The following is a 25,210-nucleotide window of genomic DNA, read 5'->3' as shown; positions in this document are numbered from 1 at the left end:
CCATGCAAGTGTGGACGGTAGTAAACCAAAAGGGTGGGGTAGGTAAAACCACCACAGTGGTGAGCTTGGCTGGTTTACTGGTGCAACAAGGCAAGCGAGTGTTGATGATCGACACCGATCCGCAGGGGTCCCTCGGCTATTACCTCGGCCTAGATCCAGAGGAGTTGCCGCGCTCACTGTATGATCTTTTTTATCATCACCAAGCGATCTCTACCAAACTGTGCCAATCGGTCATTGTGCCAACGAAGGTAGAACGGCTGCACCTTATGCCAGCCTCTTCTGCACTGGCTACTCTGGATCGTAGCCTTGGTAACAAGCCCGGCATGGGCTTTGTACTTAGCCGAGTGATTGAGTCACTAAAATGCCGTTATGACGCCATTATTATTGATTGCCCGCCGGTGCTTGGAGTGTTGATGATCAATGCCTTAGCCTGCTGTCAGCATGTGATTGTGCCAGTACAAACAGAATACCTAGCGCTGAAAGGATTAGGGCGGATGGTTGGCACCCTTGAGCGAATGGGAAAATCAGGCAAAGCGATTCCACCCTACACCATTGTGCCTACCATGTTTGATCGCCGTACCAAGGCATCATTACTGGCGCTATCTGAGTTAGCTCGTAGTTACCCAGAGCGGTTGTGGCATTCGGTGATCCCAGTCGATACCCGCTTGCGAGACGCCAGTTTAGCGCACTTGCCCGGCCCACAATTTGCCGGCCGCAGTCGTGGCATCAATGCATATAATGAACTGCTTGAAGGCTTATTAGAACGAGGTCAGAACGATGGCAAACATCGCCCAGCAAGCGGTTGATGATTACTTTGATGTGTTGCTTGCTGATCCGCTACCTCAAGCAGAGGTTGCCGCAGATAGCAGTGACCAACCGTTATCGGTCGAGGTTGTGGAGCCGCCTCAACTGCATCAAAACAGTGTGGCGCAATTGCTTGCACTGGCTCAGCAGCAGTCATTATTGTCTGCAGAGCCAGAGCCAGAGCCAGAGCCAGAGCCAGAGCCAGAGCCAGAGCCAGAGCCAGAGCCAGAGCCAGAGCCAGAGCCAGAGCCAGAGCCAGAGCCAGAGCCAGAGCCAGAGCCAGAGCCAGAGCCAGAGCCAGTTAAAACGATCGTAGCAGGGCAACACGCTAGCGCCAGAAACCTGTCACATCAGGTGACGTGGCAGGATGAGCTCGATGATGAGTTTCAGTGCCTCTATTTTACCGTGGCAAATTTAACGGTAGCGGTGCCGCTGCAGTTACTCGGTGGCATTAAACGCTGCGGCGAATGGCGACAACTGCCAGGCCAATCCAAGTGGCTGATTGGCTTACAAACCGAGAAACAACAACCCTATTACGTGGTTGATAGTTGCCGATGGCTAATGCCAGAGCGCTATCAACAACTTGCACCTAATTTGAAATACCAATATTTGGTGCAATTAGGTAGCAGCCGCTGGACATTAGCGTGTGAATCGCTGGTGAACGCTGAGCCGCTAACCAAAGCCGAAGTCAATTGGCGCAAGGTGGGCGATAAACGCCGTTACCTCGCTGGCATTGTCAAAGAAAAGATGTGCGTGGTGCTGGATGTACCCGAGCTGATTGGCCTGTTAGACGCAGGCTTAGATAGCCAATTTAAGGAGTCATAGCTGATGAGCATGCAACAACAGATTGCAACAAATAACGATAAGAACGACGAAGTGGTGCAGTGGGTTACCTTCCAACTGGAACAAGAAACTTATGGCATCAATGTAATGCAGGTGCGTGAGGTGCTCCGTTATTCAGACATTGCACCGGTACCAGGCGCTCCGTCGTACGTTCTGGGTATCATCAACCTCCGTGGTAACGTGGTTACGGTTATCGATACTCGGGCTCGGTTTGGTTTGATGCCTGGAGAGATCACCGACAATACCCGTATCGTCATTATTGAAGCGGAAGATCAGGTTGTGGGGATTCAAGTCGATTCGGTGGCAGAGGTGGTTTACCTCAACAGCTCCGAGATCGATACCGCGCCTAACGTCGGTAATGAAGAGAGCGCCAAGTTTATTCAAGGGGTATCACATCGTGACGACCGTTTGTTGATCTTGGTGGATCTGGAGAAGTTGCTGAGCAATGACGAATGGACGGAGATGGCGACTTTGTGAATGACCTATTAGCAATAGCACTCGTGGCGGCGGTGGTGATGGCCATCGTCTGTGCCAGCTTGGTGTTTTGGGTTCGTAAATGCATGACCCAAGTAGACCGTAAAGTCGAAGCGGTGAAACTGCTATTAAAAGCGGCCGAAACCAATAACGAAGCATTACAACGTGAGTTGGCTGAAGTGCGCAATGGCGCACTTGGGGTTGGCAAGCGAGTGAAGGAGTTGGAGCAGTTGCAATCGCACCTGCAAGCTCGCCAAGACGAAGTAATACAGACTGACCCCGATGCCAAGCTGTATAACCGTGGCATGAAGATGGTAGAGCTTGGGGCTGACGTTGAAGAGATTATGAAGGAGTGCGAGCTCCCGAAAGCGGAAGCTCAACTGCTGGTAACCTTGCATCGGCGCGGCCAGTAATCCAAAATTAATGCAATTCAATATTGTAATAAAAGGTAGCGGTTTTTCTGCTACCTTTTTGTTCTGCTTCTAGTTATCAAAGCGTTTAGGATTGATATGAAAATTGCCATCGCCGGCACGGGCTATGTAGGCCTATCCAATGCCATGCTGTTGTCGCAGCAACATCAAGTTGTTGCAATCGATATTGTGGCGGAAAAAGTTGAGCTGTTAAACAACAAAAAATCGCCAATTGTTGATGCAGAAATTGAAGATTTTTTGGCTAATAAAGCCCTCAACTTCACTGCTACCTTAGATAAGCAACAAGCGTATGCTGATGCCGACTACGTGGTAATTGCTACCCCTACCGATTACGATCCGCAAACTAACTACTTCAACACCAATTCGGTTGAAGCGGTAATAAAAGACGTTATGGCGATCAACCCAGATGCAGTGATGATAATTAAATCTACTGTACCTGTGGGTTACACCGCTGAAGCTAAGGCTCGCTTTAACTGCGACAACCTGATCTTCTCGCCAGAGTTTCTGCGTGAAGGCAAAGCGTTGTACGACAACCTCTATCCATCACGTATTATTGTTGGTGAGCGTTCTGAGCGAGCTGAAGTATTCGCTAATTTACTGGTTGAAGGTGCTGTAAAAGAAGAGATTGAGGTGCTGTTTACCGACTCGACTGAGGCAGAAGCGGTTAAGTTGTTCTCCAATACCTTTTTAGCGCTGCGGGTAGCTTATTTTAATGAGCTTGATAGCTACGCTGAAGCCCATGGCTTAAATGCGCGCCAGATCATTGAAGGCGTTGGCCTCGACCCACGTATTGGCAACCACTACAACAACCCAAGCTTTGGTTACGGTGGTTATTGCTTACCAAAAGACACCAAGCAACTGCGTGCCAACTACGAAAATGTACCGAATAACATCATTTCGGCCATTGTTGATGCCAACCGCACCCGTAAAGACTTTATCGCGGATGCCATTATTGCCCGCAAGCCTAAAGTGGTTGGGGTACACCGCCTGATCATGAAAGCTGGCTCAGATAACTTCCGCGCTTCGTCTATCCAAGGGGTGATGAAACGAATCAAGGCCAAAGGTATTGAGGTCGTGGTGTTTGAACCGGTGCTGCAAGATGCAGAATTCTTTAACTCTCGCGTTATTAACGATCTGGAAGAGTTTAAGAAAGTATCTGATGTGATTGTGGCCAATCGTCTTACCGATGATATCAAAGACGTTGCTGCAAAGGTTTACACCCGCGACCTGTTTGGCAGCGATTAACCCGTAGGGGCGGACGAGTCCGACCGTTAATTTAGCGGCAACACCTGCCATTAGCTACGGTCACTCACGAGTGCCCCTACTCGTAGGGGCGGACGTGTCCGACCAATAATGTAGTGGCAACATCTGCCATTAGCTACGGTCACTCATGAGTGCCCCTACCCGTAGGGGCGGACCTGTCCGACCGTTAATGTAGCGGTAACACCTGCCGTTAGCTAAGGTCATTCACGAGTGCCCCTACTCGTAGGGGCGGACGTGTCAGACCGTTAATGCAGCGGTAACACCTGCCGTTAGCTAAGGTCACTCACGAGTGCCCCTACTCGTAGGGGCGGACCTGTCCGACCGATAATGCAGCGGTAACATTTGCCATTAGCTAAGGTCACTCTCGAGTGCCCCTACCCGTAGGGGCGGACCTGTCCGACCGATAATGCAGCGGTAACATTTGCCATTAGCTAAGGTCACTCTCGAGTGCCCCTACCCGTAGGGGCGGACGCGTCCGACCGTTAATGTAGCGGTAACACCTGCCGTTAGCTAAGGTCACTCTCGAGTGCCCCTACCCGTAGGGGCGGACGTGTCCGACCGTTAATGCAGCGGTAACATTTGCCATTAGCTAAGGTCACTCACGAGTGCCCCTACCCGTAGGGGCGGACATGTCTGACCGTTAATGCAGCGGCAACACCTGCCGTTGCCTAAGGCCACTCACGAGTGCCCCTACTCGTAGGGGCGGACGTGTCCGACCGTTAATGCAGCGGCAACACCTGCTGTTGCCAAAGGTCACTCATGAGTGACCCTGCTCGTAGGGGCGGACGCGTCCGACCGTTAATGCAGCGGCAACACCTGCCGTTGCCAAAGGTCACTCACGAGTGCCCCTACCCGTAGGGGCGGACATGTCCGACCGATAATGTAGCGGTAACACCTGCCGTTGCCAAAGGTCACTCACGAGTGCCCCTACTCGTAGGGGCGGACATGTCTGACCGTTAATGCAGCGGCAACACCTGCCGTTGCCTAAGGCCACTCACGAGTGCCCCTACTCGTAGGGGCGGACCTGTCCGACCGATAATGCAGCGGTAACACCTGCTGTTGCCAAAGGTCGCTCATGAGTGCCCCTACTCGTAGGGGCGGACCTGTCCGACCGATAATGCAGCGGTAACATTTGCCATTAGCTAAGGTCACTCATGAGTGCCCCTACTCGTAGGGGCGGACGCGTCCGACCGGTAATGCAGCGGTAACACCTGCCGTTAGCTAAGGTCACTCACGAGTGCCCCTACAAGTTCGGGGAACATGTTGCAGCTTGTTGTTTGAGGTGAATATTACTCGTAGGGGCGGACATGTCCGACCGTTACTGTAACGGTAACGTGGCAGTAGTGCTGGTGGTTGATATTGTATAAATATCGGTGGCGGCTACAGCCAACATTTGATCTAATCGCCTGAATTACACACAAATACACTCGAAAGTGATGGTTTTGTGCAGAAGTTCATTGAAAGCCAAGGTGTCGTTTGTTGATTCACGCTACAATAGCGCCATTGTTATGAATTATCAGAAAGGTTTGGCATGAGAGTAATTGGCGTAGAGATCAAAGGTGGGGAAGCGGTATTTTGTCTGCTGGGTATGGAAGATGGCTTGTTTGCGGTGCCATCAATGCGCCAACTATCAATGCCGATGCCGAAGTTAGAGAGCACTGAGGCTATCCGTAAGTTCCATTTTGCCTTTGGTAAGTTGATGGAAGATTACCATGTGGATCAGATTGTGATTATCGACCGCCCACAAAAAGGTAAGTTTGCCGGCAGTGGTGGTAGTTTTAAGATGGAAGCGGCGATGCAGTTGGTTGGTGTTAACGCTGCCGTTGTACACCCGACTGAAGTTAAAGAGTGGATCAAGCGTAACCCAGTACAGGCGAGCTTCGATGAACTTGGATTGAAGAAGTTCCAGAAGGCAGCATTTGATGCGGCTTACGCCTACTGTCAGCGTGAAACCTACACTGAAGACGACGCATAAGCGCTTGCCTCAGTAATGAAAAACCACCGCATGCGGTGGTTTTTTCGTTTGGGGCTCTTCATTGGTATAGCCCGTAGGGGCGGACGCGTCCGACCGATAATTTCTCTGTAACAGCTGCCGTCAGCTAAGGTCACTCACGAGTGCCCCTACTCGTAGGGTCGGACGTGTCCGACCGGTAATGCAGCGGTAACACCTGCCGTTAGCTAAGGTCACTCACGAGTGCCCCTACCCATACGTATCCGACCGCAGTTTAGATAAGGCTAGCTATGCGTCGTAGCCTAAAATAGGCGCTAACCACTTCTCTGTTTGCTCGATACTCATCCCTTTGCGTTTGGCGTAATCCTCAACCTGATCCTTACCGATATCGGTAACACCAAAATAGCGTGATTGTGGATGGGCAAAGTACCAACCGGATACTGCCGCTGTCGGGTACATGGCGAAGTTCTCGGTGATATTAAGACCGATACGTTTGGTTGGTTCTAATAGTTGCCACAGCAGTCCTTTCTCGGTGTGATCTGGGCAGGCTGCGTAACCAGGGGCGGGGCGAATACCTTTGTAACGTTCTTTGATTAAAGCGTCGTTATCAAGGCTCTCGTCAGCGTCATAGCCCCAAAACTCTTTGCGTACTCGTTCGTGCAAACGTTCGGCAAAGGCTTCCGCTAATCTATCTGCAATAGCCTTAAGCATGATGGCACTATAATCGTCGCCATCTTGCTCAAATCGTTGTACATGTTCATCAATACCGATCCCTGCAGTTACCGCAAAGGCGCCCATGTAGTCATTTATGCCTGAAGATTGCGGCGCGACAAAGTCAGACAGGGCAAAGTTGTCGTTATCGATGCGCTCAACTTGTTGCCGCAGCATTTGTAGCGTTAATAGACTTTGCTGGCGGCTTTCATCGCTGTAGATAGCAATATCATCATGATTGTCGAGGGTGTTGGCAGGGAACAGGCCAAACACCGCCGCTGCCTTAAGCCATTTGTGTTCGATGATCTGTGTCAGCATGATCTGTGCGTTATCGAATAGCTCACGGGCTTCGCCACCTACGGTGGTGTTGTCGAAAATCTGCGGATACTTACCGTGCAAGCCCCAGCTGCGGAAGAATGGGGTCCAATCGATGCGCTCCAGCAGATCGGTGATTGGGTAATCTTCGAGGGTATGAACCCCTAAGCTGTTTGGGATCTTAGGAACATAGTTTGGCCAATCAATCTGATTACGATTAGCCCTAGCGGCGTCGAGACTGATTAGCTGCTTACGTCGACCTTGGCTTTCGCGTTTCAATTTGAGAGCGGCGTATTCGCGGTAACGCTCCTCCACAAAGGCCTGCTTATCTGGGCCACAAAGTTTGGCGATAACTGGCACGGTTCTAGATGCATCTGGCACATAGATAGCCCCATGAGGATAATGCTCGTGGATCTTCACCGCGGTGTGGATTTTCGAGGTGGTGGCACCACCAATAATACACGGAATGGTTAAGCCAGCCTTTTGATACGCTTTTACGTTGTGGATCATCTCGTCCAGCGACGGGGTAATTAGACCAGACATGCCTATTACATCGACTTGCTCAGCAATGGCTACCTCTATCAACTTCTCTACCGGCACCATTACACCAAGATCGATAACTTCGTAACCGTTACACTGTAAAACCACGCCAACAATGTTTTTACCAATGTCGTGGACATCCCCCTTTACAGTTGCCATCAACACTTTACCGTTGCTTTGCCCTTTCACTTTGGATGCTTCAATGTACGGGTTGAGGTAGGCAACTGCCCGCTTCATCACCCGGGCGGATTTTACAACCTGTGGTAGGAACATGCGGCCATCGCCGAACAGATCGCCAACCACGTTCATGCCATCCATTAACGGCCCTTCAATTACCTCGAGGGGAATATTGGCTTTCAATCGAGCCGCTTCAGTATCCTCTTCGATAAAATCGGTTATACCCTTCACCAAGGCATGTTCTAAGCGTTTGTTTACTGGCCAACTACGCCACTGGGCATCACGAGGATCCGCCTGTTGTTTACCTTCACCGCGGTAATCATTAGCGATAGCCAGCAGCCGCTCTGTTGCATCGTCGCGGCGATTGAGTACCACATCCTCAACCCGCTCTAACAATTGTTTGGGAATATCATCGAATATCGCCAGCTGGCCAGCGTTAACAATGCCCATGGTGAGACCATTTTTAATGGCGTGGTAGAGGAATACCGCGTGAATCGCTTCCCGCACCGGGTTATTGCCCCGAAAAGAGAACGATACGTTGGATACACCGCCGGAAAGACGTGCATGGGGGAGGGTGTCGCGAATGGTTTTACAGGCCTCGATAAAGTCGACGGCGTAATTGTTGTGCTCATCAATACCAGTGGCAATGGCAAAGATGTTGGGATCGAAGATGATGTCTTCTGGGGCTAAACCGACTTTTTCGGTAAGCACCCGATAGGCGCGAGTACAGATCTCAACCTTGCGCTGGTAAGTATCGGCTTGGCCCTGTTCGTCAAACGCCATAACAATAGCAGCAGCGCCGTAGCGGCGGACTAACTTGCCTTGCTCGATAAAGGCCTGTTCACCCTCCTTAAGGGAGATTGAGTTAACGATCCCCTTGCCTTGGATGCATTTCAGGCCAGCCTCAATCACTGACCACTTTGAAGAGTCGATCATGATCGGCACTTTCGAGATATCTGGCTCTGCGGCAATCAGGTTTAAGAAGCGCACCATTGCCGCTTCTGAGTCCAGCATCCCTTCATCCATATTGATATCGATGATCTGCGCGCCGTTTTCAACTTGCTGCTTAGCTACCTCAAGCGCGGTTTCGTAATCGCCCTCCTTAATCAAGCGAAGAAAGCGCGCGGAACCAGTAACGTTGGTGCGTTCACCCACGTTGACGAACAATGAGTTGGCCTCGATAGTACAAGGTTCAAGCCCCGCTAAGCGGGTGTGATGTGGCAGTTTAGGAGCTTGCCGAGGTTGGTGTTTACTTACTACTGCAGCTATCGCACTGATGTGCTCTGGTGTGGTACCACAACAACCACCGACAATATTAAGCCAACCATCTGCTGCCCACTGGCCGATTATCTGCGCCATTTGCGCTGGAGTTTCGTCATACTCGCCAAACTCATTGGGTAAGCCGGCATTTGGATGCGCAGATATAGGGCATTCGCTGATGCGATTGAGTTCAGCCATATACGGGACCAATTCTTTAGGGCCTAAAGCGCAGTTCAGGCCAAAACTAATTGGGTCGATATGACGCAGTGAGTTGTAGAACGCTTCGGTGGTTTGACCGGTAAGAGTGCGGCCAGAGCTATCGGTGATGGTGCCGGAGATCATCACCGGCCATTTCTGGCCTCGTTGCTCAAACACACTATCAATGGCATAGAGCGCGGCCTTAGCATTAAGGGTATCAAACACGGTTTCAACCATAATGATATCGGCGCCGCCATTAAGCAGGGCATTGGTAGATTCGGTATAGGCTTCTACCAGGATATCAAAGGCGATATTACGAAAACCGGGATCATTAACGTCTGGGCTAATTGAACAGGTACGGTTAGTAGGCCCTAACGTACCGGCAACATAACGGGGGATACCGGTCTCTTGGGCTACTTCGTCTGCCACTTGACGGGCGAGCTTGGCAGATTCGAAGTTAATCTCTTTCGATAGCGCTTCCATCTGGTAGTCAGCCATGGCGACGGTGGTGCTATTGAAGGTGTTGGTTTCGATGATATCCGCACCAGCAAGCAGGTAGTCACGATGGATCTGAGCAATGATCTGTGGCTGCGTTAGCGATAGCAGGTCGTTATTGCCTTTCAGTAGTGATGGCCAATCGGCAAAGCGTTCACCGCGAAAGTCTTCTTCTTCCAGCTTATGGCGCTGGATCATGGTACCCATAGCGCCATCTAAGATGAGAATGCGCTCTGCCAGTGATTGCTTGAGGGTTGTTGTCATACTACCGATCCTTATAAACCCAATTGGCCTTTTATCCATATAGACGTCTATCGTGCCTGAGAACGGTTATGATGCCAAGCCTGTTATTAGGGCAGATCTAAAATCAGTTATGAATCGATAGTATCTATTGGCTGAGGGAAGGTACTGTCGTAGGGGCGGACATGTCCGACCGTTTGATAAGGTGTCACTTCGGTGCGGTCACTCACGAGTGCCCCTACAGGCTTAGGCAACACGTTTGGGCTGGCAGTTTGAGGCGAATGTTGCCCGTAGGGGCGGACATGTCCGACCGTTTGATAAGGTGTCACTTCGGTGCGGTCACTCACGAGTGCCCCTACAGGCTTAGGCAACACATTTGGGTTGGCAGTTTGAGGCTAATATTTCCCGTAGGGGCGGACATGTCCGACCGTTTCATAAGGCGTCACTTCGGTGCGGTCACTCACGAGTGCCCCTACAAGTGTGGGATACACGTTTGGGGCTGGCAGTTTGAGGCTAATATTGCCCGTAGGGGCGGACATGTCCGACCGTTTCATAAGGCGTCACTTCGGTGCGGTCACTCATGAGTGCCCCTACAGGCTTGGATAACACGTTTGGGCTGGCAGTTTGAGGCGAATATTACCCGTAGGGGCGGACATGTCCGACCGTTTGATAAGGTGTCACTTCGGTGCGGTCACTCACGAGTGCCCCTACAAGTGTGGGGTAACATGTTTGGGCTGGCAGTTTGAGGTGAATGTTGCCCGTAGGGGCGGACATGTCCGACCGTTTCATAAGGCGTAACTTCGGTGCGGTCACTCACGAGTGCCCCTACAAGTGTGGGGTAACATGTTTGGGTTGGCAGTTTGAGGTGAATATTACCCGTAGGGGCGGACATGTCCGACCGTATTCATACACAAACCCTTCAGCGGTTGTGTATGTTAGTCGTATTCTGCGCCGGATATTTCCACTTCATTCTTTTGTCCCCACTCAGCATCTAACACGCCGCGTTCAACATAAATATGGAAGGTGGAATGAGGCCAATCTTTGGTTTTATCGACATAGCCGTGTTTAACCGGGTTGAAGTGGATGTAATTGAAGTGATTATCGAAATCCTGTTGGTCTCGAATTAGATGCTCCCAATAGCCTTTCTGCCATACAGATTGAGCCTGACCGGTAGAACGATTGACAAGTTTGGTAAACGAAAATTTTATCAGGCGTATGCGAGTAAAAAAGTCGGAATCTCCCTGAGGAAGAGTAATCATCAAATGAACATGTTCTGGCAATACAACGACCGCATGGGTTCGAAAAGGGTGCTTTGCTTTAATCTCAGAGATCGCCCGACGCAAAATCGCAATATGTCGAACCAAAAGGTCATTGTTGTTTCGTTCTGCTAATGCCAGAGTAAAGAAATAGGTTCCTCCGGGTTGCCGTAATCGTTTGTAGTTGGGCATGCTATATCTCCTTTTAAACAATCAAACGCAGCTGGAGTTACGCTATGGTCATTATTTTTTGTAGGAGTGGCGGCAAGTAACGGCTTGAGGCAACTTACGATCTTAAAATGCACAGCAAAAAGTAAAATTACTGGAGCGCTTTCGATGGAACGAGATAACGAAAAACATAAGCAGCGACAACAAACATTGAAGCAAGCTGTTGATGGGAAAATAGAGCAAGCTCAGATCGATAAAGGCGTGTTGCTGGTGTTAACTGGTAATGGCAAAGGTAAATCGACAGCGGGTTTTGGGACGGTGCTGCGTGCAGTTGGTCATGGATTTAATTGTCAGGTAGCGCAATTTATTAAAGGCCAGTGGGAGTGTGGTGAACGCAATATACTAGAGAATTTGGGTGTGCCGTTTTACATAATGAAAACGGGCTTCACTTGGAATACTCAAGATCGTGACGGTGATACTGCTGCTGCACAAGCTGTATGGCAACAGATTAAATTGGCGCTGGCGGATCCTACGGTTGATATGGTGCTACTCGATGAAATCACTTATATGGTTAGCTATCACTATCTCGATATTGATGAGGTAGTCGCAGCCATTCAAAATCGGCCCAAGAATCAACATGTAGTTATTACTGGACGCGCCTGTCATCGTCGCTTGACCGATTTGGCCGACACCGTATCTGAAATCCAACCAATTAAACATGCGTTCGAAGCAGGCGTAAAAGCCCAAAAGGGTTTGGATTGGTAGATTAACAATGGGGCACGAATACAATCGAGTGTCGCAATGACCACTCTTGAGTGCCCCCTATGTTACATAGTAAGCATTACTCAATGTAGCGGCGTACATGTAGGCCCTAGGCTTGATAACGCCAAACCGTCGAAAGGCACTTTGCTTGTTTTCGAGCGTGCTCAAGTAACGGCAAAGCGTTGTGCTTACGATAACATCTGTTTTAACCGTTCAACCTCAGCCTTAAGAATCATATTCTCTTTTTCCAATTCAAGAATTCTGGTTTTATCGTTTGAAGCAACATTTGCACTAGTGACTATCTCAACTTCGCCACTAAATAAGTGAGCATAACGACTCTCACGCTTTCCTGCTTCTCGCGGAAGTTGTACTACCAACTCCTTTTCAACCAGTTGTTGTAAGGCTGATTCGGTTTCGCTTACATCGGAAAATTCACATAGCCGATTAGTACGAGAGCGTAATTCACCGGGGGTTTGTGGCCCACGTAACAGTAATACACAAACGATGGCGCGCTCTTGCTGAGTAAATTGCAGACCACCAAATGGAGTATTGCAGAAGCGGTGCTTATATTTGCTGGTGCGAGCGCTGCCCTCTTCATGGAGTAATCTTTTACCTAACAGTTGGGCAACGGTTTGCTGTACTTCGGTATCTGATAGAGACAATACCGGTTCGCGATTGCTTTTTTGATTGCAGGCGCCCTTTAGTGCGTTGAGGGTTAATGGATAGAGATCCGGTGTGGTTGACTCTTTCTCCATCAGGCAGCCGATAACGCGGGTTTCGTTTAAGGTGAGATTCTTGTCCACAATTGATTCCTTGCAAGTGCTGTGAACTCAGTATTTACCTTGATTAGCTCAGGAGCAAGGGGAAGGGCAGCAACTGCCTATTTAGTAGGCTTTGCAATATACGCATCCGTGTAATGGATTTCGCGCCTCTTATTCAAGGCGGATGATGCCCGTAGGGGCGGACATGTCCGACCGTTTCATAAGGTGTCACTTCGGTGCGGTCACTCATGAGTGCCCCTACAAGTTCGGGGAACATGTTGGGGTTGGCAGTTTGAGGTGAATATTACCCGTAGGGACGGACATGTCCGACCGTTTCATAAGGTGTCACTTCGGTGCGGTCACTCACGAGTGCCCCTACAAGTTCGGGGAACATGTTGGGGTTGGCCGTTTGAGGTGAATATTACCCGTAGGGGCGGACGCGTCCGACCGTTTATTTATCTGTAACAGTTGCCGTCAGCTAAGGTCACTCATGAGTGCCCCTACAGGCTTGGATAACACGTTTGGGCTGGCCGTTTGAGGCGGATGATGCCCGTAGGGGCGGACATGTCCGACTGTTTCATAAGGCGTAACTTCGGCGCGGTCACTCATGAGTGCCCCTACAAGTGTGGGATAACACGTTTGGGGCTGGCAGTTTGAGGTGAATATTACCCGTAGGGGCGGACATGTCCGACCGTTAATTTATCTGTAACAGCTGCCGTCAGCTAAGGTCACTCATGAGTGCCCCTACAAGTTCGGGGAACATGTTGGGGTTGGCAGTTTGAGGTGAATATTACCCGTAGGGACGGACATGTCCGACCGTTTCATAAGGTGTCACTTCGGTGCGGTCACTCACGAGTGCCCCTACAAGTTCGGGGAGCATGTTGGGGCTGGCCGTTTGAGGTGAATATTGCCCGTAGGGGCGGACATGTCCGACCGTTTATTTATCTGTAACAGTTGCCGTCAGCTAAGGTCACTCATGAGTGCCCCTACAAGTGTGGGGTAGCAGGTTGGGGCTGGCCGTTTGAGGCGGATGGTTCCCGTAGGGGCGCACGCGTGCGACCGAATTCAAAAATAAACAACAAAAAAGCCCCAATGCGGTTATCGCATTGAGGCTTTTGAATCAATCAGGAGGGAGGCAGCTAACCCCCCTAAAACACAACTTAGTGCTTCATGCCTTCATGGTCAGCAGTTACAGCAACTTCTTGCTCTAATGCTTGAGCTTCATTTTTATCATGGCCATCTTCAGCGCCGTGCATCCAGTCAACAAGCTTGTCGGACATGAAGTACAGGATGATGCCAGAAACAACAGCAGTGATGAAAATGCCGGAGAAGATAGACATAGCGTTAGCTAATTGCTCTTCTGCAGAACCGTCGTGACCGATGAAGGAACCAACGAAACCACCAACCTTGTTTGCAATAGCAACGAAACCGAACCATGCGCCCATCATTAAGGATGCCATACGCAGCGGAGCAAGTTTGGTTACCATCGACAGACCGATAGGAGACAAGCACAGCTCACCCATGGTGTGGAAGAAGTATGCACCAACTAACCACCACATGGATGATTTAGCGTTAGCGTCACCGCCCATCTCCATTACCGCACCCATCATAAAGATGAAACCGATACCCAACAGGATAAGGCCCAATGCGAATTTAACTGGAGAGTTAGGCTCGTTAGCACCCATACGAACCCAAAGGGAAGCGATTACTGGTGCAAATACAACGATGAAGAAGGCGTTTAGAGACTGGAAGTAAGTGGTTGGGATTTCCCAATCACCCAGCATGCGGTCGGTGAAGTTGTTGGTGAACAAGTTCATCAGGCCACCAGCTTGCTCGAAGCCAGCCCAGAAAACGATAGTAAACAGACCAAGCACCATGATCACTTTAATGCGATCACGCTCAACTGCTGTTAGAGGTTCATTACGAACTTCGGTTTGCTGCAGTTTGTCTAGTTTAGCTGCAGGCACGGTACCGATGTCGCCCAACAGCTTTTGCGCAAACATGAACTGAATAACCAGAGACAGCAACATACCGATACCAGCACAAACGAAGCCAGCTTGGAAGCTACCGCCGTAAGCAGCAACAACGTTGCCAACCACAATACCAGAAAGGAAAGCACCTACGTTGATACCCATGTAGAAGATGGTGAATGCACCGTCACGACGGTGATCGCCTTCTTCGTATAAGTCGCCAACCATGGTAGAGATGTTTGGTTTAAACAGACCGTTACCTAAAATCAGTACGCCCAAACCAAAGTAAAATACCGCGGTTTCCATGCCAGGGATCCACGCATGTGGGGTACCCAACAAGAATTGGCCAGCCGCCATTAAGAAACCACCAATATAGATGGCTTTACGTTGGCCTAAGTAGTTATCTGCCAACCAACCACCGATAAGTGGGGTAATGTATACTAAACCAGTAAAGGTACCGTATAAGGAAAGAGCGTCTGCTTGGCTCCAGCCTAAACCGTGGCCGCCTTGAGTGGTAACTTGGTCTACGAGGTACAATACCAAAATGGCACGCATAGCGTAGTAAGAGAAGCGTTCCCACAACTCAGTGGTGAACAGGAGGAACAGGCCTTTAGGATGGCCTAGAAACTCTCCGCGATTGATGTTTGAGCTCATCTGCGAATTTACCTTGAATATTTATAGTTTTAGCGATGGAGCGAGCGGCTCCATATAGAATTCCGTTGGTTCTTGTATTTTTTGTCACCCCGTCCATAGGGTAGATTGCACTACCATAACGAGAAAAAGCCAAGATTTGAAGTCGCTAGAGGCACCTGTTAGCCATTGTTTACTCCAAAAGCGGGAGTATGTGCGTTGCGCAACACTTTTGCTGCTGTAAAAGCGTACAGTCAATGGGGCTGGTTTTATTTGTTTGTAAACGGTAGCTAAATTGTTGCTTTAATTTTTATAAGGAATGGCCATATTCTGGATGTATATATCAACATCTTATCCAAGATAATTGTTGTAAGAGATTGCCCCTTATTCGCTATAGGGTAAATAGGTATCGATTTTTATTTATCCAGTCAGACAAGTATGAATGTTATTTCGTTAATAATAACGACACAAAGCCTTGCGTCTGTGTCTTGGCTTGTTAACATTGCAATCCCTTTCGAACCACTTTGAAAGTGACTGAATACTGAGGTTACAGCTAAGCCTTTGTTTCAGTATAAATAAAATTACAACAGCACAAATGCCAGCGCCGTAAAGGAATCGTCGCTGGCATTTGTGCGTTTAACATACCAACAATGCTTTGTGCTGTTTAGGAGCCAAACCTAAGGGCGAAAGCGTGTCTAAAATATGCCAGGTTAAATATTAATTATTTATTAAATCAACTGGTTATAAGTTGGTGTGTACTAACATCTTTCTTAAATGCCGGACTAAACGACCAATGAAGCACACACTCCGCAAATGGTTGACCGTAATGGTCGCTACTCTGCCGTTGCTGATGACAGTATCTGTTGACGCGATGTCAATCTCTCCTGAGATGATTGAACAGTTCAAAAAGTTACCACCTACTGAGCAAAAACGACTAGCACAACAGTATGGGATAGATCCGGCCATGCTTTCAGGCGCAAGTGGCGCCAGCAGCTCGCAAAGCGACTATTCTGACCAACCGCTAATGGATGAGCGTGAGCAGTCAAATCAGCGTTTTCAAGAAGATGAAGGCGAAGAGCTGGAAGCGGAAGATGAACAAGAACTAAAACCTTATGGTTACGAGTTATTTGCTGGCCAACCAACCACCTTTGCTCCAGCTACAGACATTCCAATTCCGTCTGATTATGTTCTAGGCCCTGGCGACCAACTGCAGCTGCAATTGTTTGGTAAAAGCGTTTCTAATGAAACGCTCACCATTGCAAGAAACGGCAGTGTAGTTATTGCTGAACTTGGCCCTATTCATTTAGCCGGGATGACGTTTGCTGACGCGCGACAGGCTATTGCGGCAACGATTAAAGCCCAAATGATTGGCGTTAATGGCAACCTAACTATGGGAGAGCTACGCTCCATTCGAGTGTTTATCGCTGGAGAGGCGTTTCAGCCTGGCTCATATACCCTAAGCGCATTATCAACGGTTTCGCACGCAGTCACGTTAGCTGGTGGCCTCAGCGAGATTGGCTCTTTGCGTAATATTCAAGTTAAGCGTTCTGGTAAAGTGGTTGGTCACTTTGATGCGTATGATCTGTTGATGCACGGTGATGCCTCTGGCGATGTGCGCTTGCAAAGCGGAGACGTGGTTTTTATTCCGCCAGTAGCTGCAACGGTATCTGTTGACGGTGAAGTACGTCGTCCGGCGATATATGAATTGTCAGGCAACGAGACGATGGCAGATATTGTCAGTATGGCTGGCGGGCTAATGGCTGGAGCATACCCATCAGCATCTAATGTTGAACGCTTTAATAATCGCCACCAACGCTCTATTGTAAACGTTGACCTAACCTCCGCTAACGGCAAAGCGATGGATGTTAATGATGGTGATTACCTTACGGTACGGTCAACCAGTGAAGAGATTGATGGTGCCATCACCATTGTTGGTTCTGTAACCCGCCCAGGCTCTTACCAGTGGCAACCGGGAATGACGGTGAGCAACCTATTGCCGTCACCGGAAGCGGATTTAACTTGGAATACGGATTTGTCTTATGCGTTATTGGTAAGAGAAATCAACGTTCGTGGTGACATTGAAGTATTTGGTTTTGACTTAGAATTGGCCCTGAGAACTCCCAAGGGCGAGCAAGATCTTGTTTTACAGCCATCAGACAAACTCATTATATTCTCACTTCGAAATGAAGTGCTGGATCGTCGCGCCTTGGGTGAGTTTGCCAATAAACTTGCTAAAGAAGAGGGACTTCAGGACGCCGAGCTAACTGATGAAGAAGCACTCGATGCCGGCCTGAATAAGTTAGATAACAAATCAACGCTGAGTAATCGTAAAAGTATTGCCGGTGTTGCCGTCAGTCACCAAGATGAGCTTGATGAACAAGCGCAGAAAAAAGCAGAACTTCGCTCAATGGTATTGCTGCAACTGTTTCAGCATCGTGAGTTGATTGAGCTTTCTCCGCAGTTACAGCGTGAAGAATTACTCTATCCGGTGTTGGCTAAGTTGAATGACCAAGCTCGTTTGAACAGTAAATTACAAGCGGTTTCTGTTGCTGGTGAGGTAGCTCACCCGGGGGCTTACCCTCTTGTTGTAAACGGCACGGTGAAAGATTTAATCGCCATGGCGGGCGGTTTAAAAGAGAGCGCCTTTAGCCAAAATGCTGAAATTACCCGTACTATTCGCAACCAAAACCAAGCTCAGATGGTTGAGCACATTAGTGTGGACTTGACTGAGCAACTGGCCAATAACGGTGCAATTTTGTTGCAAAGCCGCGACCGCTTAAACGTATTGACCACACCAGCATGGCAAGAAACGGCGATGGTAGAATTGCATGGTGAAGTTCGCTTCCCAGGTAAATACGCAATTCAAAAAGGTGAGACCCTCGCTGATGTAATTAAGCGCGCCGGTGGATTCACCGAATATGCTTACACTTACGGTGGTGTATTTACCCGCGAATCAGTGCGGGCGCAAGAGCAACTGGAAATTCAGCGCGCGGTAACCAGCTTACGTAAAGAGATGGCTAACCGTACCCTAAGTGAGCAAGGCACTTTCGCGACAGTAGAAGATACTGAGACGGTTCTATACCAACTAGAAAGTGTTGAAGCGACTGGGCGTATGGTTATCGACTTTGAAGAGGTTGTTAACAATAACCCTCGTCACAACCTTATGGCTGAAGATGGCGATGTTGTTTATATCCCAACACAGAAACAGACCGTAGCGGTAATGGGTGAGGTTCAACACCCTAGCTCTCATCGCTTTAATGAGACCATTAGTCTAGAAGGCTATTTGAAGCTTGCTGGTGGCGCAACGCGCCGTGCCGACGATAGCCGTGTTTACGTAGTAAGAGCTGATGGCTCGGTAATGTTGCCAGAACAAAACTTCTGGTTTGGTAGCAGTGCCCAACAACTTCGCCCTGGCGACACCGTAATCATGCCACTTGAAACCAACTATCGAGATGGAATGACCTACTGGGGTGATATCACGCAGATTATTTATAATAGTGCTATTGCCATTGCTGCAATCGGCGGGATCTAACGGGTACCCATTTTTTACCCGCGTAGGGCAGCACACCTGCGTTCTGTCCGCTCTCGTAGGGGCACACAAGTGTGACCGAAAGTAGGGACATACAAGTGTGACCGAAAGTAGGGGCATACAAGTGTGACCGAAAGCAAGGACACACAAGTGTGACCGAAAGTAGGGACACACAAGTGTGACCGAAAGTAGGGGCACACAAGTGTGACCGAAAGTAGGGGCACACAAGTGTGACCGAAAGTAGGGACATACAAGTGTGACCGAAAGTAGGGGCACACAAGTGTGACCTAAAGTAGGGGCACACAAGTGTGACCTAAAGTAGGGGCACACAAGTGTGACCGGAAAGTAACGGCAAGTTTGTGTGACCGAAAGCAAGGACACACAAGTGTGACCGAAACTTGGGCCACATGCATCCCTACACAAGTACCATGGCCGCATATTAACTGGGCCGGTTGTTCTTGTCGGGGCACACTCGTGTGACCGAAATACGTTACGCGAGCCCCGTAAATCGACCGAATTTACAGAAATCATCTACCAGCGGAAGCATAAACCGTATGGAGTATCATCAATAATATGAATCAACAAAATCAAATAACAAATCAAAACTCGAATATTGGATTTGCTCCAGCAGATGATGAAATTGATTTGCGTGAGCTGTTTGGCGCTATTTGGGCTGGCAAGTGGTTAATCATCGCAATTACAACCGTTTTTGCCATCGGTGGCGTTGCCTTCGCACTATCGCAGCCGAATACCTATAAGGCTGAAGTTGTGTTAACCCCAGCGAGCCAAGATGGAAAATCTGGCCTTGCTGGAATGGCAGGACAACTTGGTGGTTTAGCATCTCTTGCTGGAATCAATATCGGCGGCGGTGGTGGTGACGGTAAGGCGATAGCATTAGCAACGTTGCAGTCTCGTAAGTTTCTTAATGCATTTATAACCAAGCACCAATTGTTAGTACCGTTAATAGCTAGCCAAGAGTGGAACCAAGCAACAGGTGAGCTAATTTTAGATGCTGAGCTTTATGACGCTTCTGCGCAACAATGGATTAGAGAAGTTAAAGCACCAAAGTCAGTAGTACCATCAGATTGGGAAGCCTATAAACACTTTAAAGAAGAAATTCTTTCTGTAAACGAAGCGAAAGATACCGGCTTAGTCACTTTAGAAATAACCCACTTTTCTCCTTTGATTGCCCAACAGTGGGCAACAATGTTAGTTGCAGACTTAAATTTATGGATGAAAAATAAGTCACTAACTGAAACGCAACGAAACATCGATTACCTAAATCAGCAGTTGGAAAAAACAGCAATAACTGGTATGCAAACTGTTTTTTATCAGTTAATTGAAGAGCAAACTAAGAATCTGATGTTAGCTGAGGTTGAAAGTGAATTTTCATTTAAGACTATCGACCCTGCTGTTGTACCAGAAGAAAAATCAGATCCTAAGAGAGCGTTAATCTGTGTGTTAGCAACTTTCCTTGGTGGGCTCTTAGGGATAATGATAGTTGTGGTTAGATTCGCAATGCGGAAAGAAAAATAATTTTAAAACGTATTTTAATCTCGCTAATTGGGCGCGAAGCTTGATGGAGTGAATCATTTCTCGAAAAAGCATGACTCATGCAGGGCGAAAAGTCGAAGGTGGGAAGTTGCGATAAATCATTCACTTTTGTCAATGGGAGGTGCTGATATTTAACTAACCAATTCGTGCAAACAAGAAATAAACTGCAAAGTAAGTTGGTCACGGTTGAGCACAAAAGTACTTGTTGTTCTTACATCTTTAGAATTCTAATTAAGCAGTTGGCTTGCAAAAATAATGTTGCAGTTAATCGTATACTTACCCTAAAAATCAAGTAGTTCATGTCAATGAAAGTTGTTGCATTAATCACCGCTCGTGGTGGCTCTAAGGGGTTGCCAAGAAAAAATGTCCTTCCAGTAGGAGGAAAGCCGCTCATTGGTTGGACAATCCAAGCAGCATTGGATTGTCCACAAATTGAACGTGTGTTTGTATCAACAGAAGATGCGGAGATTGCTACGATTAGCGCAAAGTTTGGTGCTGAGGTTATTCCTCGGCCAAGTGCACTCGCAACTGATACTGCTAGCAGTACCGATGTAGTGTCTCATGCAATTTCTTGGCTTGAAGAGCATCGCATTAGCTGCGAGCAGTTAGCCTTACTACAACCGACTTCACCACTTAGAACTGCAAATCACTTAAGTGAAGCTCTTGGCCTTTATGAGTGCCAGAACGCTGAATGTGTAATAAGTGTTTTCGAACCTTTACATACTCCAGTTAAGTCATATATCGAAAATGCTGATGGCTCGATTGAAGGGCTGTACAGTAATGAAGCGCCCTATATGCGAAGACAGGACTTGCCACGAGCATATCAGCCTAATGGTGCAATCTATGTTTTTGATATAGATGAATTTAAGGTGAATGATCATTTTCCTAGAAAAAATACTTTTGCATATGTGATGCCAGAATCTGAATCTGCTGATGTAGATACTCTTGCGGATTTGCTGGTTGTTGAAAAAAAAATCAAGGAATTAAAAATATGAAAAAACCTGTATTTAAAATTTGTGGGCGCAAGGTTGGTCTTGATTACGACCCACTTGTTATTGCTGAGATTGGGATTAATCACGAAGGTTCACTTAAAGTCGCATTCGAGATGGTAGATGCCGCGATTGAAGGTGGTGCTGAGGTAATTAAACATCAAACCCATGTCGTAGAAGACGAGATGAGTGGTGAAGCAAAAAGGGTTGTACCAGGTAATGCGGACGTTTCCATCTATGAGATCATGGAGCGTTGCGCGTTAAATGAAGAAGATGAAACAAAACTGAAAGAGTACGTAGAGTCGAAAGGGGCGATATTCATTAGTACGCCATTTTCTCGCGCGGCGGCGCTTCGGTTGGAACGTATGAACGTGCCGGCTTACAAGGTTGGTTCTGGGGAGTGTAATAATTACCCGCTGCTTGATTTGATAGCAAGCTTTGGGAAGCCTGTCATTCTAAGCACTGGTATGAATGATATCCCTTCGATTGAGAAGGCGGTGAAAATCTTCCGTAAACACGAGACATCATTTTGCTTATTGCATACCACAAATCTATATCCAACTCCTGATCACCTAATTCGTATTGGTGCAATGGAACAGCTTCAAGAGTCCTTTCCCGATGCAGTTGTAGGCTTGTCAGACCACAGCATTGATAACTTAGCATGTTTAGGTGCAGTTGCTGCTGGTGCATCTGTGCTTGAACGACACTTTACCGATAGTAAAGACCGGTCAGGCCCCGATATCGTTTGTTCGATGGACTCTAGCGAGTGTGCAGAACTGATTGCTCAGTCAAAACGCATGGCCCAGATGCGTGGTGGTAAGAAGGAAGCTGCAAAAGAAGAGCAAGTCACAATCGACTTTGCTTATGCGAGTGTAGTGACAATCGCTACAATCAAAGAAGGTGAGCAGTTAACACGCGATAACCTGTGGGTGAAACGACCTGGCACAGGCGATTTTCTTGCAGAGGATTATGAGGCTTTACTAGGTAAAATCGCTAAGCAAACCATTCCTGCTGATGTTCAGTTAAAGAAAGAATTTGTCGAATAATAATGAAAAAGATACTTTTTATTACGGGCACTAGAGCGGACTACGGAAAACTAAAAAGTCTTATTAGCATGGTCAACGAAATGACCAATGTGGATGCTCATTTGTTTGTCACCGGTATGCACATGCTTTCCAAATACGGGATGACAGCAATTGAGGTTGAGCGGGGTAAATATAGTTCTATATACAAATATATTAACCAAAATTCCGAAGATTCCATGGACGTTGTCTTAGCCAAGACAATTGCAGGCCTCAGTGACTATGTAAAGGAACTCAAACCAGATTTAATTCTTGTACATGGTGACCGTGTGGAGGCTTTGGCTGGTGCAATTGTTGGCAGCCTCAATAACATTTTGGTTGGACACATTGAGGGGGGTGAAGTCTCGGGGACAATTGACGAACTAATCCGCCATTCAGTGAGCAAAATGGCCCATTTGCATTTTGTTTGTAATCAGTCTGCGCGAAGCCGGTTGCTCCAGTTAGGAGAAAAGAATGAATCTATACATGTCATCGGTTCTCCCGACCTCGATGTTATGAATTCCGATACGCTTCCGACTATTGAAGAGGTAAAACGTTACTACCAAATTCCTTTCGATGATTATGGAATAGTTATGTATCACCCGGTCACTACCGAATTAGCAAAACTACCTGATCATGTTGATGCTTTGATGAGCGCTATCGAGAAAAGTGATAGAAACTTTGTCGTAGTTTATCCAAATAATGATCATGGGTCGAAAGTTATTCTTGATGGACTTTTAAGGTTGGAAGGTAAATCAAATGTTAGGGTTTTTCCTAGCTTGAGGTTTGAAAGTTTTTTAAGATTACTTAAGAATGCCAAATGCATTATAGGTAACTCGAGTGCTGGTGTGCGAGAAGCTCCCTTTTATGGCTTGCCTTCGGTGAATATAGGGACGCGGCAAAACAACCGAGCAAGTTCAAACTCAATTATCAATGTGTCTAATGAAAGCTCAGATGTGGTTGAAGCAATTGAGAAAGCTTTTAACTCTAACTTCGAACCTGTACGGGAATTTGGAAATGGTAACAGTAAGGAGTTGTTTGCTCATGCCATCAAATCAAGTGAATTTTGGACTACTCCGACACAAAAAATATTTATAGATAGATAGGTTTATTTAGTCTGATTACTTTAATCTTATTTATAATAATATTTTTATGGAGTGACCAAAATTCATGAATTCAATAGTGTAATTCTAATATGCTCCAAAATAGATAATTCAGTTGGTATCAAAATTTTAAGTTTAAATTCATAGGTATAATGGCAAATACTTTCACAACATTAAATGTTGAAGCGGATTATACTCTAGTGGAAAACACACCTAGGTTTAACGTGAAGACGAGTGAAAAGCATTCCAATATCACAAAAAAAGTGGTCAACCTAGCGTAAGTTGTACTGTGCGAACTGTGTTGTTATCCATGAAATAAATGCTGCCAAAGTTAGTATGGTCAGCTTTATTGAGAATGGGGTGCAAGATGTTTTGGCGTTTACTCAAAAAGAAATTGGTTAAAGCGCTGAATTGTAATTGCAAAGCTAAACGGAATAGCGACCGAATATTAGTGCTTCCTTTCAGGAATCGAACTGGGACTCTACAAATAACTAATTAGTTCTAAGCTCAGCCTGCTTTTCATTAACATTAAGTTGCTGAGGTGTTAGCGTCAAGGCCATAAATCATGTTAGATGGTTGCGTATGCGCTTCCACAAAGAGGTGATTAAGAGAACAGGCCTTTGGCAGTGAATCGGCAAATGTATGATTGATCAAAATTGCCTGTTTTCAAAGGAAGCAATAAATTTTCAACTTCAACTTATTTCGACTCCCCATATCAGGTATAGGCGGTAAATAATCAAGCTATGATTGCTAATTTTTAAACCTAAAATTCCGTTAACGGTCATGACGACGCCGATTAAATCAATAAGTGATAGAAGCTAGCACCTTGAGGAATCCTTTTAACTTAATGATTGTCTTAGTAACTGGCCTAGGGGAATGTAAAAATAACCCTATTCTCGTTAGTTTTCTAGATGATATTTTTAGAAAAATATTCCAATGAGGAACCACTTTTGATCTCATACCTGTTGTTAGATAGAGAAGTCGCGGATGAACGCAAATACATTGAGTGAGCAACTTTAGGTAATTTAGAGCCCTAAACAACCTTAGAAGATTTAACATTTACTTAGCGAAATATTACTACTGATTATTTGCGTGCAGTACTCCTGCCCACGGTGCTACAACCCAAGTCGTTACATCAGTGCAAAGACTTCTAACTCGTTTTCTCTGAGTGAATGAGAGCCTACCACGAGGTTAATCAGGTTGATGGAAAGGCGCAATCAATGGCGAGTGTATCATCTAAAATAAGTAATTTTGTCCCAAATTGGTTAAAAGTTTCAAGTGCCAAGTTAATTAAGTAATTTCTGGAGATTTGTAAATCTATTGGAAATCAATGGGGGCATGGTCATGATTGATGTTATGGGTGCCCGAAAGAGATCGGAAATCATCGTTGCTAATGACTGTAGACTACCTTTTGGAAGTAAAGTGTAATCAAGGGAATTTAGAGAAATTACTTAAGCAATACTTCTGTATTGCGATTTTGAAGGTGTGGCAAAGTTATTCATTTATCACTAAAGAAAAATCAATGGTAGGTTATAAATTCTAATTAGTTGTGTCAGCACTATTTTTATTGAACTGTCGGATCTTCTTTTGGATGGAAGTGATATAAAACACTCGGCATCGCTGTCTCGTTTCGCACCGATATCGGATCCGGTGAGGGGAAGCACCTCAATCATGTCAGGTATACTGCAGGTAGCAGTCAATTTGCTGAACTCAGGCCAAACGTTC

At 47.1% G+C, this 25,210-nt stretch carries 16 protein-coding genes; 12 read left to right on the top strand and 4 right to left on the bottom strand.

The window, feature by feature from the left end:
• The first annotated feature begins 2 nt into the window (after nt 1-2).
• The 6 genes from HER31_RS10865 to HER31_RS10840 all read left to right on the top strand — a co-directional run bounded on the left by HER31_RS10865 (nt 3) and on the right by HER31_RS10840 (nt 5,790).
• Nucleotides 3-806: a ParA family protein gene (locus HER31_RS10865; protein WP_168660596.1), complete on the top strand. Its 804-nt coding sequence runs from the start codon at nt 3-5 to the stop codon at nt 804-806.
• Nucleotides 778-1,629, top strand: coding sequence for a chemotaxis protein CheW (locus HER31_RS10860; protein ID WP_168660595.1), 852 nt, complete (start codon nt 778-780; stop codon nt 1,627-1,629). The genes HER31_RS10865 and HER31_RS10860 overlap by 29 nt, the downstream gene beginning before the upstream one ends.
• A 3-nt stretch (nt 1,630-1,632) precedes the next feature.
• Complete coding sequence (locus HER31_RS10855) at nt 1,633-2,124, top strand: chemotaxis protein CheW (RefSeq protein ID WP_168660594.1); 492 nt, start codon at nt 1,633-1,635, stop codon at nt 2,122-2,124.
• Nucleotides 2,121-2,534 (top strand): DUF2802 domain-containing protein, encoded by a 414-nt coding sequence (locus HER31_RS10850; protein ID WP_238786811.1) that lies wholly within the window; start codon nt 2,121-2,123, stop codon nt 2,532-2,534. Before HER31_RS10855 ends, HER31_RS10850 begins: the two co-directional genes overlap by 4 nt.
• Nucleotides 2,535-2,630: 96 nt before the next feature.
• On the top strand, nt 2,631-3,797 hold the full coding sequence (locus HER31_RS10845) for a nucleotide sugar dehydrogenase (protein ID WP_168660592.1): 1,167 nt from the start codon (nt 2,631-2,633) through the stop codon (nt 3,795-3,797).
• Nucleotides 3,798-5,346: 1,549 nt separating this feature from the next.
• Entirely contained in the window at nt 5,347-5,790 is a 444-nt protein-coding gene (locus tag HER31_RS10840) for a DUF3010 family protein (RefSeq protein ID WP_168660591.1), read from the top strand.
• A 264-nt stretch (nt 5,791-6,054) separates the two neighbouring features.
• On the opposite strand, the gene metH is transcribed toward HER31_RS10840, so the two are convergent.
• Both metH and HER31_RS10830 read right to left on the bottom strand, forming a co-directional pair.
• The gene (gene metH / locus HER31_RS10835) at nt 6,055-9,726 is read right to left on the bottom strand and encodes a methionine synthase (protein ID WP_168660590.1); all 3,672 of its coding nucleotides are present in this window, start codon (nt 9,724-9,726) and stop codon (nt 6,055-6,057) included.
• Between the two features lie 911 nt (nt 9,727-10,637).
• Nucleotides 10,638-11,150, bottom strand: a complete 513-nt coding sequence (locus HER31_RS10830) for an REP-associated tyrosine transposase (protein ID WP_168660589.1) — start codon at nt 11,148-11,150, stop codon at nt 10,638-10,640.
• 144 nt (nt 11,151-11,294) lie between these two features.
• On the opposite strand from HER31_RS10830, the gene cobO reads away from it, so the two are divergent.
• Nucleotides 11,295-11,891, top strand: a complete 597-nt coding sequence (cobO, locus tag HER31_RS10825) for a cob(I)yrinic acid a,c-diamide adenosyltransferase (protein ID WP_168660588.1) — start codon at nt 11,295-11,297, stop codon at nt 11,889-11,891.
• 185 nt (nt 11,892-12,076) lie between these two features.
• Here the strand turns inward: cobO and HER31_RS10820 are convergent, their stop codons facing one another.
• Both HER31_RS10820 and HER31_RS10815 read right to left on the bottom strand, forming a co-directional pair.
• Complete coding sequence (locus HER31_RS10820; protein WP_168660587.1) at nt 12,077-12,691, bottom strand: YceH family protein; 615 nt, start codon at nt 12,689-12,691, stop codon at nt 12,077-12,079.
• A 1,118-nt stretch (nt 12,692-13,809) separates the two neighbouring features.
• Entirely contained in the window at nt 13,810-15,273 is a 1,464-nt protein-coding gene (locus tag HER31_RS10815) for a peptide MFS transporter (protein ID WP_168660586.1), read from the bottom strand.
• Nucleotides 15,274-16,042: 769 nt separating this feature from the next.
• Between HER31_RS10815 and HER31_RS10810 the strand changes: the two genes are divergently transcribed.
• The 5 genes from HER31_RS10810 to neuC all read left to right on the top strand — a co-directional run bounded on the left by HER31_RS10810 (nt 16,043) and on the right by neuC (nt 23,488).
• Nucleotides 16,043-18,781, top strand: coding sequence for an SLBB domain-containing protein (locus HER31_RS10810; protein ID WP_168660585.1), 2,739 nt, complete (start codon nt 16,043-16,045; stop codon nt 18,779-18,781).
• A gap of 570 nt (nt 18,782-19,351) precedes the next feature.
• Nucleotides 19,352-20,314 carry a Wzz/FepE/Etk N-terminal domain-containing protein gene (locus HER31_RS10805; protein WP_168660584.1) on the top strand — a complete coding sequence of 321 codons (963 nt, stop codon included), beginning with the start codon at nt 19,352-19,354 and terminating at the stop codon, nt 20,312-20,314.
• 323 nt (nt 20,315-20,637) lie between these two features.
• Nucleotides 20,638-21,327, top strand: coding sequence for an acylneuraminate cytidylyltransferase family protein (locus HER31_RS10800; protein ID WP_202983552.1), 690 nt, complete (start codon nt 20,638-20,640; stop codon nt 21,325-21,327).
• On the top strand, nt 21,324-22,367 hold the full coding sequence (locus tag HER31_RS10795) for an N-acetylneuraminate synthase family protein (RefSeq protein WP_168660582.1): 1,044 nt from the start codon (nt 21,324-21,326) through the stop codon (nt 22,365-22,367). The genes HER31_RS10800 and HER31_RS10795 overlap by 4 nt, the downstream gene beginning before the upstream one ends.
• 2 nt (nt 22,368-22,369) lie before the next feature.
• A complete protein-coding gene (neuC, locus tag HER31_RS10790) occupies nt 22,370-23,488 on the top strand; it encodes a UDP-N-acetylglucosamine 2-epimerase (RefSeq protein ID WP_238786810.1) in 1,119 nt (372 codons plus the stop codon).
• The last annotated feature ends 1,722 nt before the right edge of the window (nt 23,489-25,210 follow it).

The organism is Ferrimonas lipolytica, from assembly GCF_012295575.1.
GTDB classification, from domain to species: domain Bacteria; phylum Pseudomonadota; class Gammaproteobacteria; order Enterobacterales; family Shewanellaceae; genus Ferrimonas; species Ferrimonas lipolytica.
The sequence above is the reverse complement of the archived record's forward strand: the minus strand, read 5'-3'. Positions and strand labels throughout refer to the sequence as shown.

Coding starts and splice junctions, on each gene's coding strand:
- cobO (WP_168660588.1), top strand. CDS start 11,295: ATGGAACGAGATAACGAAAAACATAAGCAGCGACAACAAACATTGAAG.
- HER31_RS10815 (WP_168660586.1), bottom strand. CDS start 15,273: ATGAGCTCAAACATCAATCGCGGAGAGTTTCTAGGCCATCCTAAAGGC.
- HER31_RS10840 (WP_168660591.1), top strand. CDS start 5,347: ATGAGAGTAATTGGCGTAGAGATCAAAGGTGGGGAAGCGGTATTTTGT.
- HER31_RS10800 (WP_202983552.1), top strand. CDS start 20,638: ATGAAAGTTGTTGCATTAATCACCGCTCGTGGTGGCTCTAAGGGGTTG.
- HER31_RS10795 (WP_168660582.1), top strand. CDS start 21,324: ATGAAAAAACCTGTATTTAAAATTTGTGGGCGCAAGGTTGGTCTTGAT.
- HER31_RS10810 (WP_168660585.1), top strand. CDS start 16,043: ATGAAGCACACACTCCGCAAATGGTTGACCGTAATGGTCGCTACTCTG.
- HER31_RS10805 (WP_168660584.1), top strand. CDS start 19,352: ATGAATCAACAAAATCAAATAACAAATCAAAACTCGAATATTGGATTT.
- HER31_RS10865 (WP_168660596.1), top strand. CDS start 3: ATGCAAGTGTGGACGGTAGTAAACCAAAAGGGTGGGGTAGGTAAAACC.
- HER31_RS10845 (WP_168660592.1), top strand. CDS start 2,631: ATGAAAATTGCCATCGCCGGCACGGGCTATGTAGGCCTATCCAATGCC.
- HER31_RS10830 (WP_168660589.1), bottom strand. CDS start 11,150: ATGCCCAACTACAAACGATTACGGCAACCCGGAGGAACCTATTTCTTT.
- HER31_RS10860 (WP_168660595.1), top strand. CDS start 778: ATGGCAAACATCGCCCAGCAAGCGGTTGATGATTACTTTGATGTGTTG.
- metH (WP_168660590.1), bottom strand. CDS start 9,726: ATGACAACAACCCTCAAGCAATCACTGGCAGAGCGCATTCTCATCTTA.
- neuC (WP_238786810.1), top strand. CDS start 22,370: ATGAAAAAGATACTTTTTATTACGGGCACTAGAGCGGACTACGGAAAA.
- HER31_RS10855 (WP_168660594.1), top strand. CDS start 1,633: ATGAGCATGCAACAACAGATTGCAACAAATAACGATAAGAACGACGAA.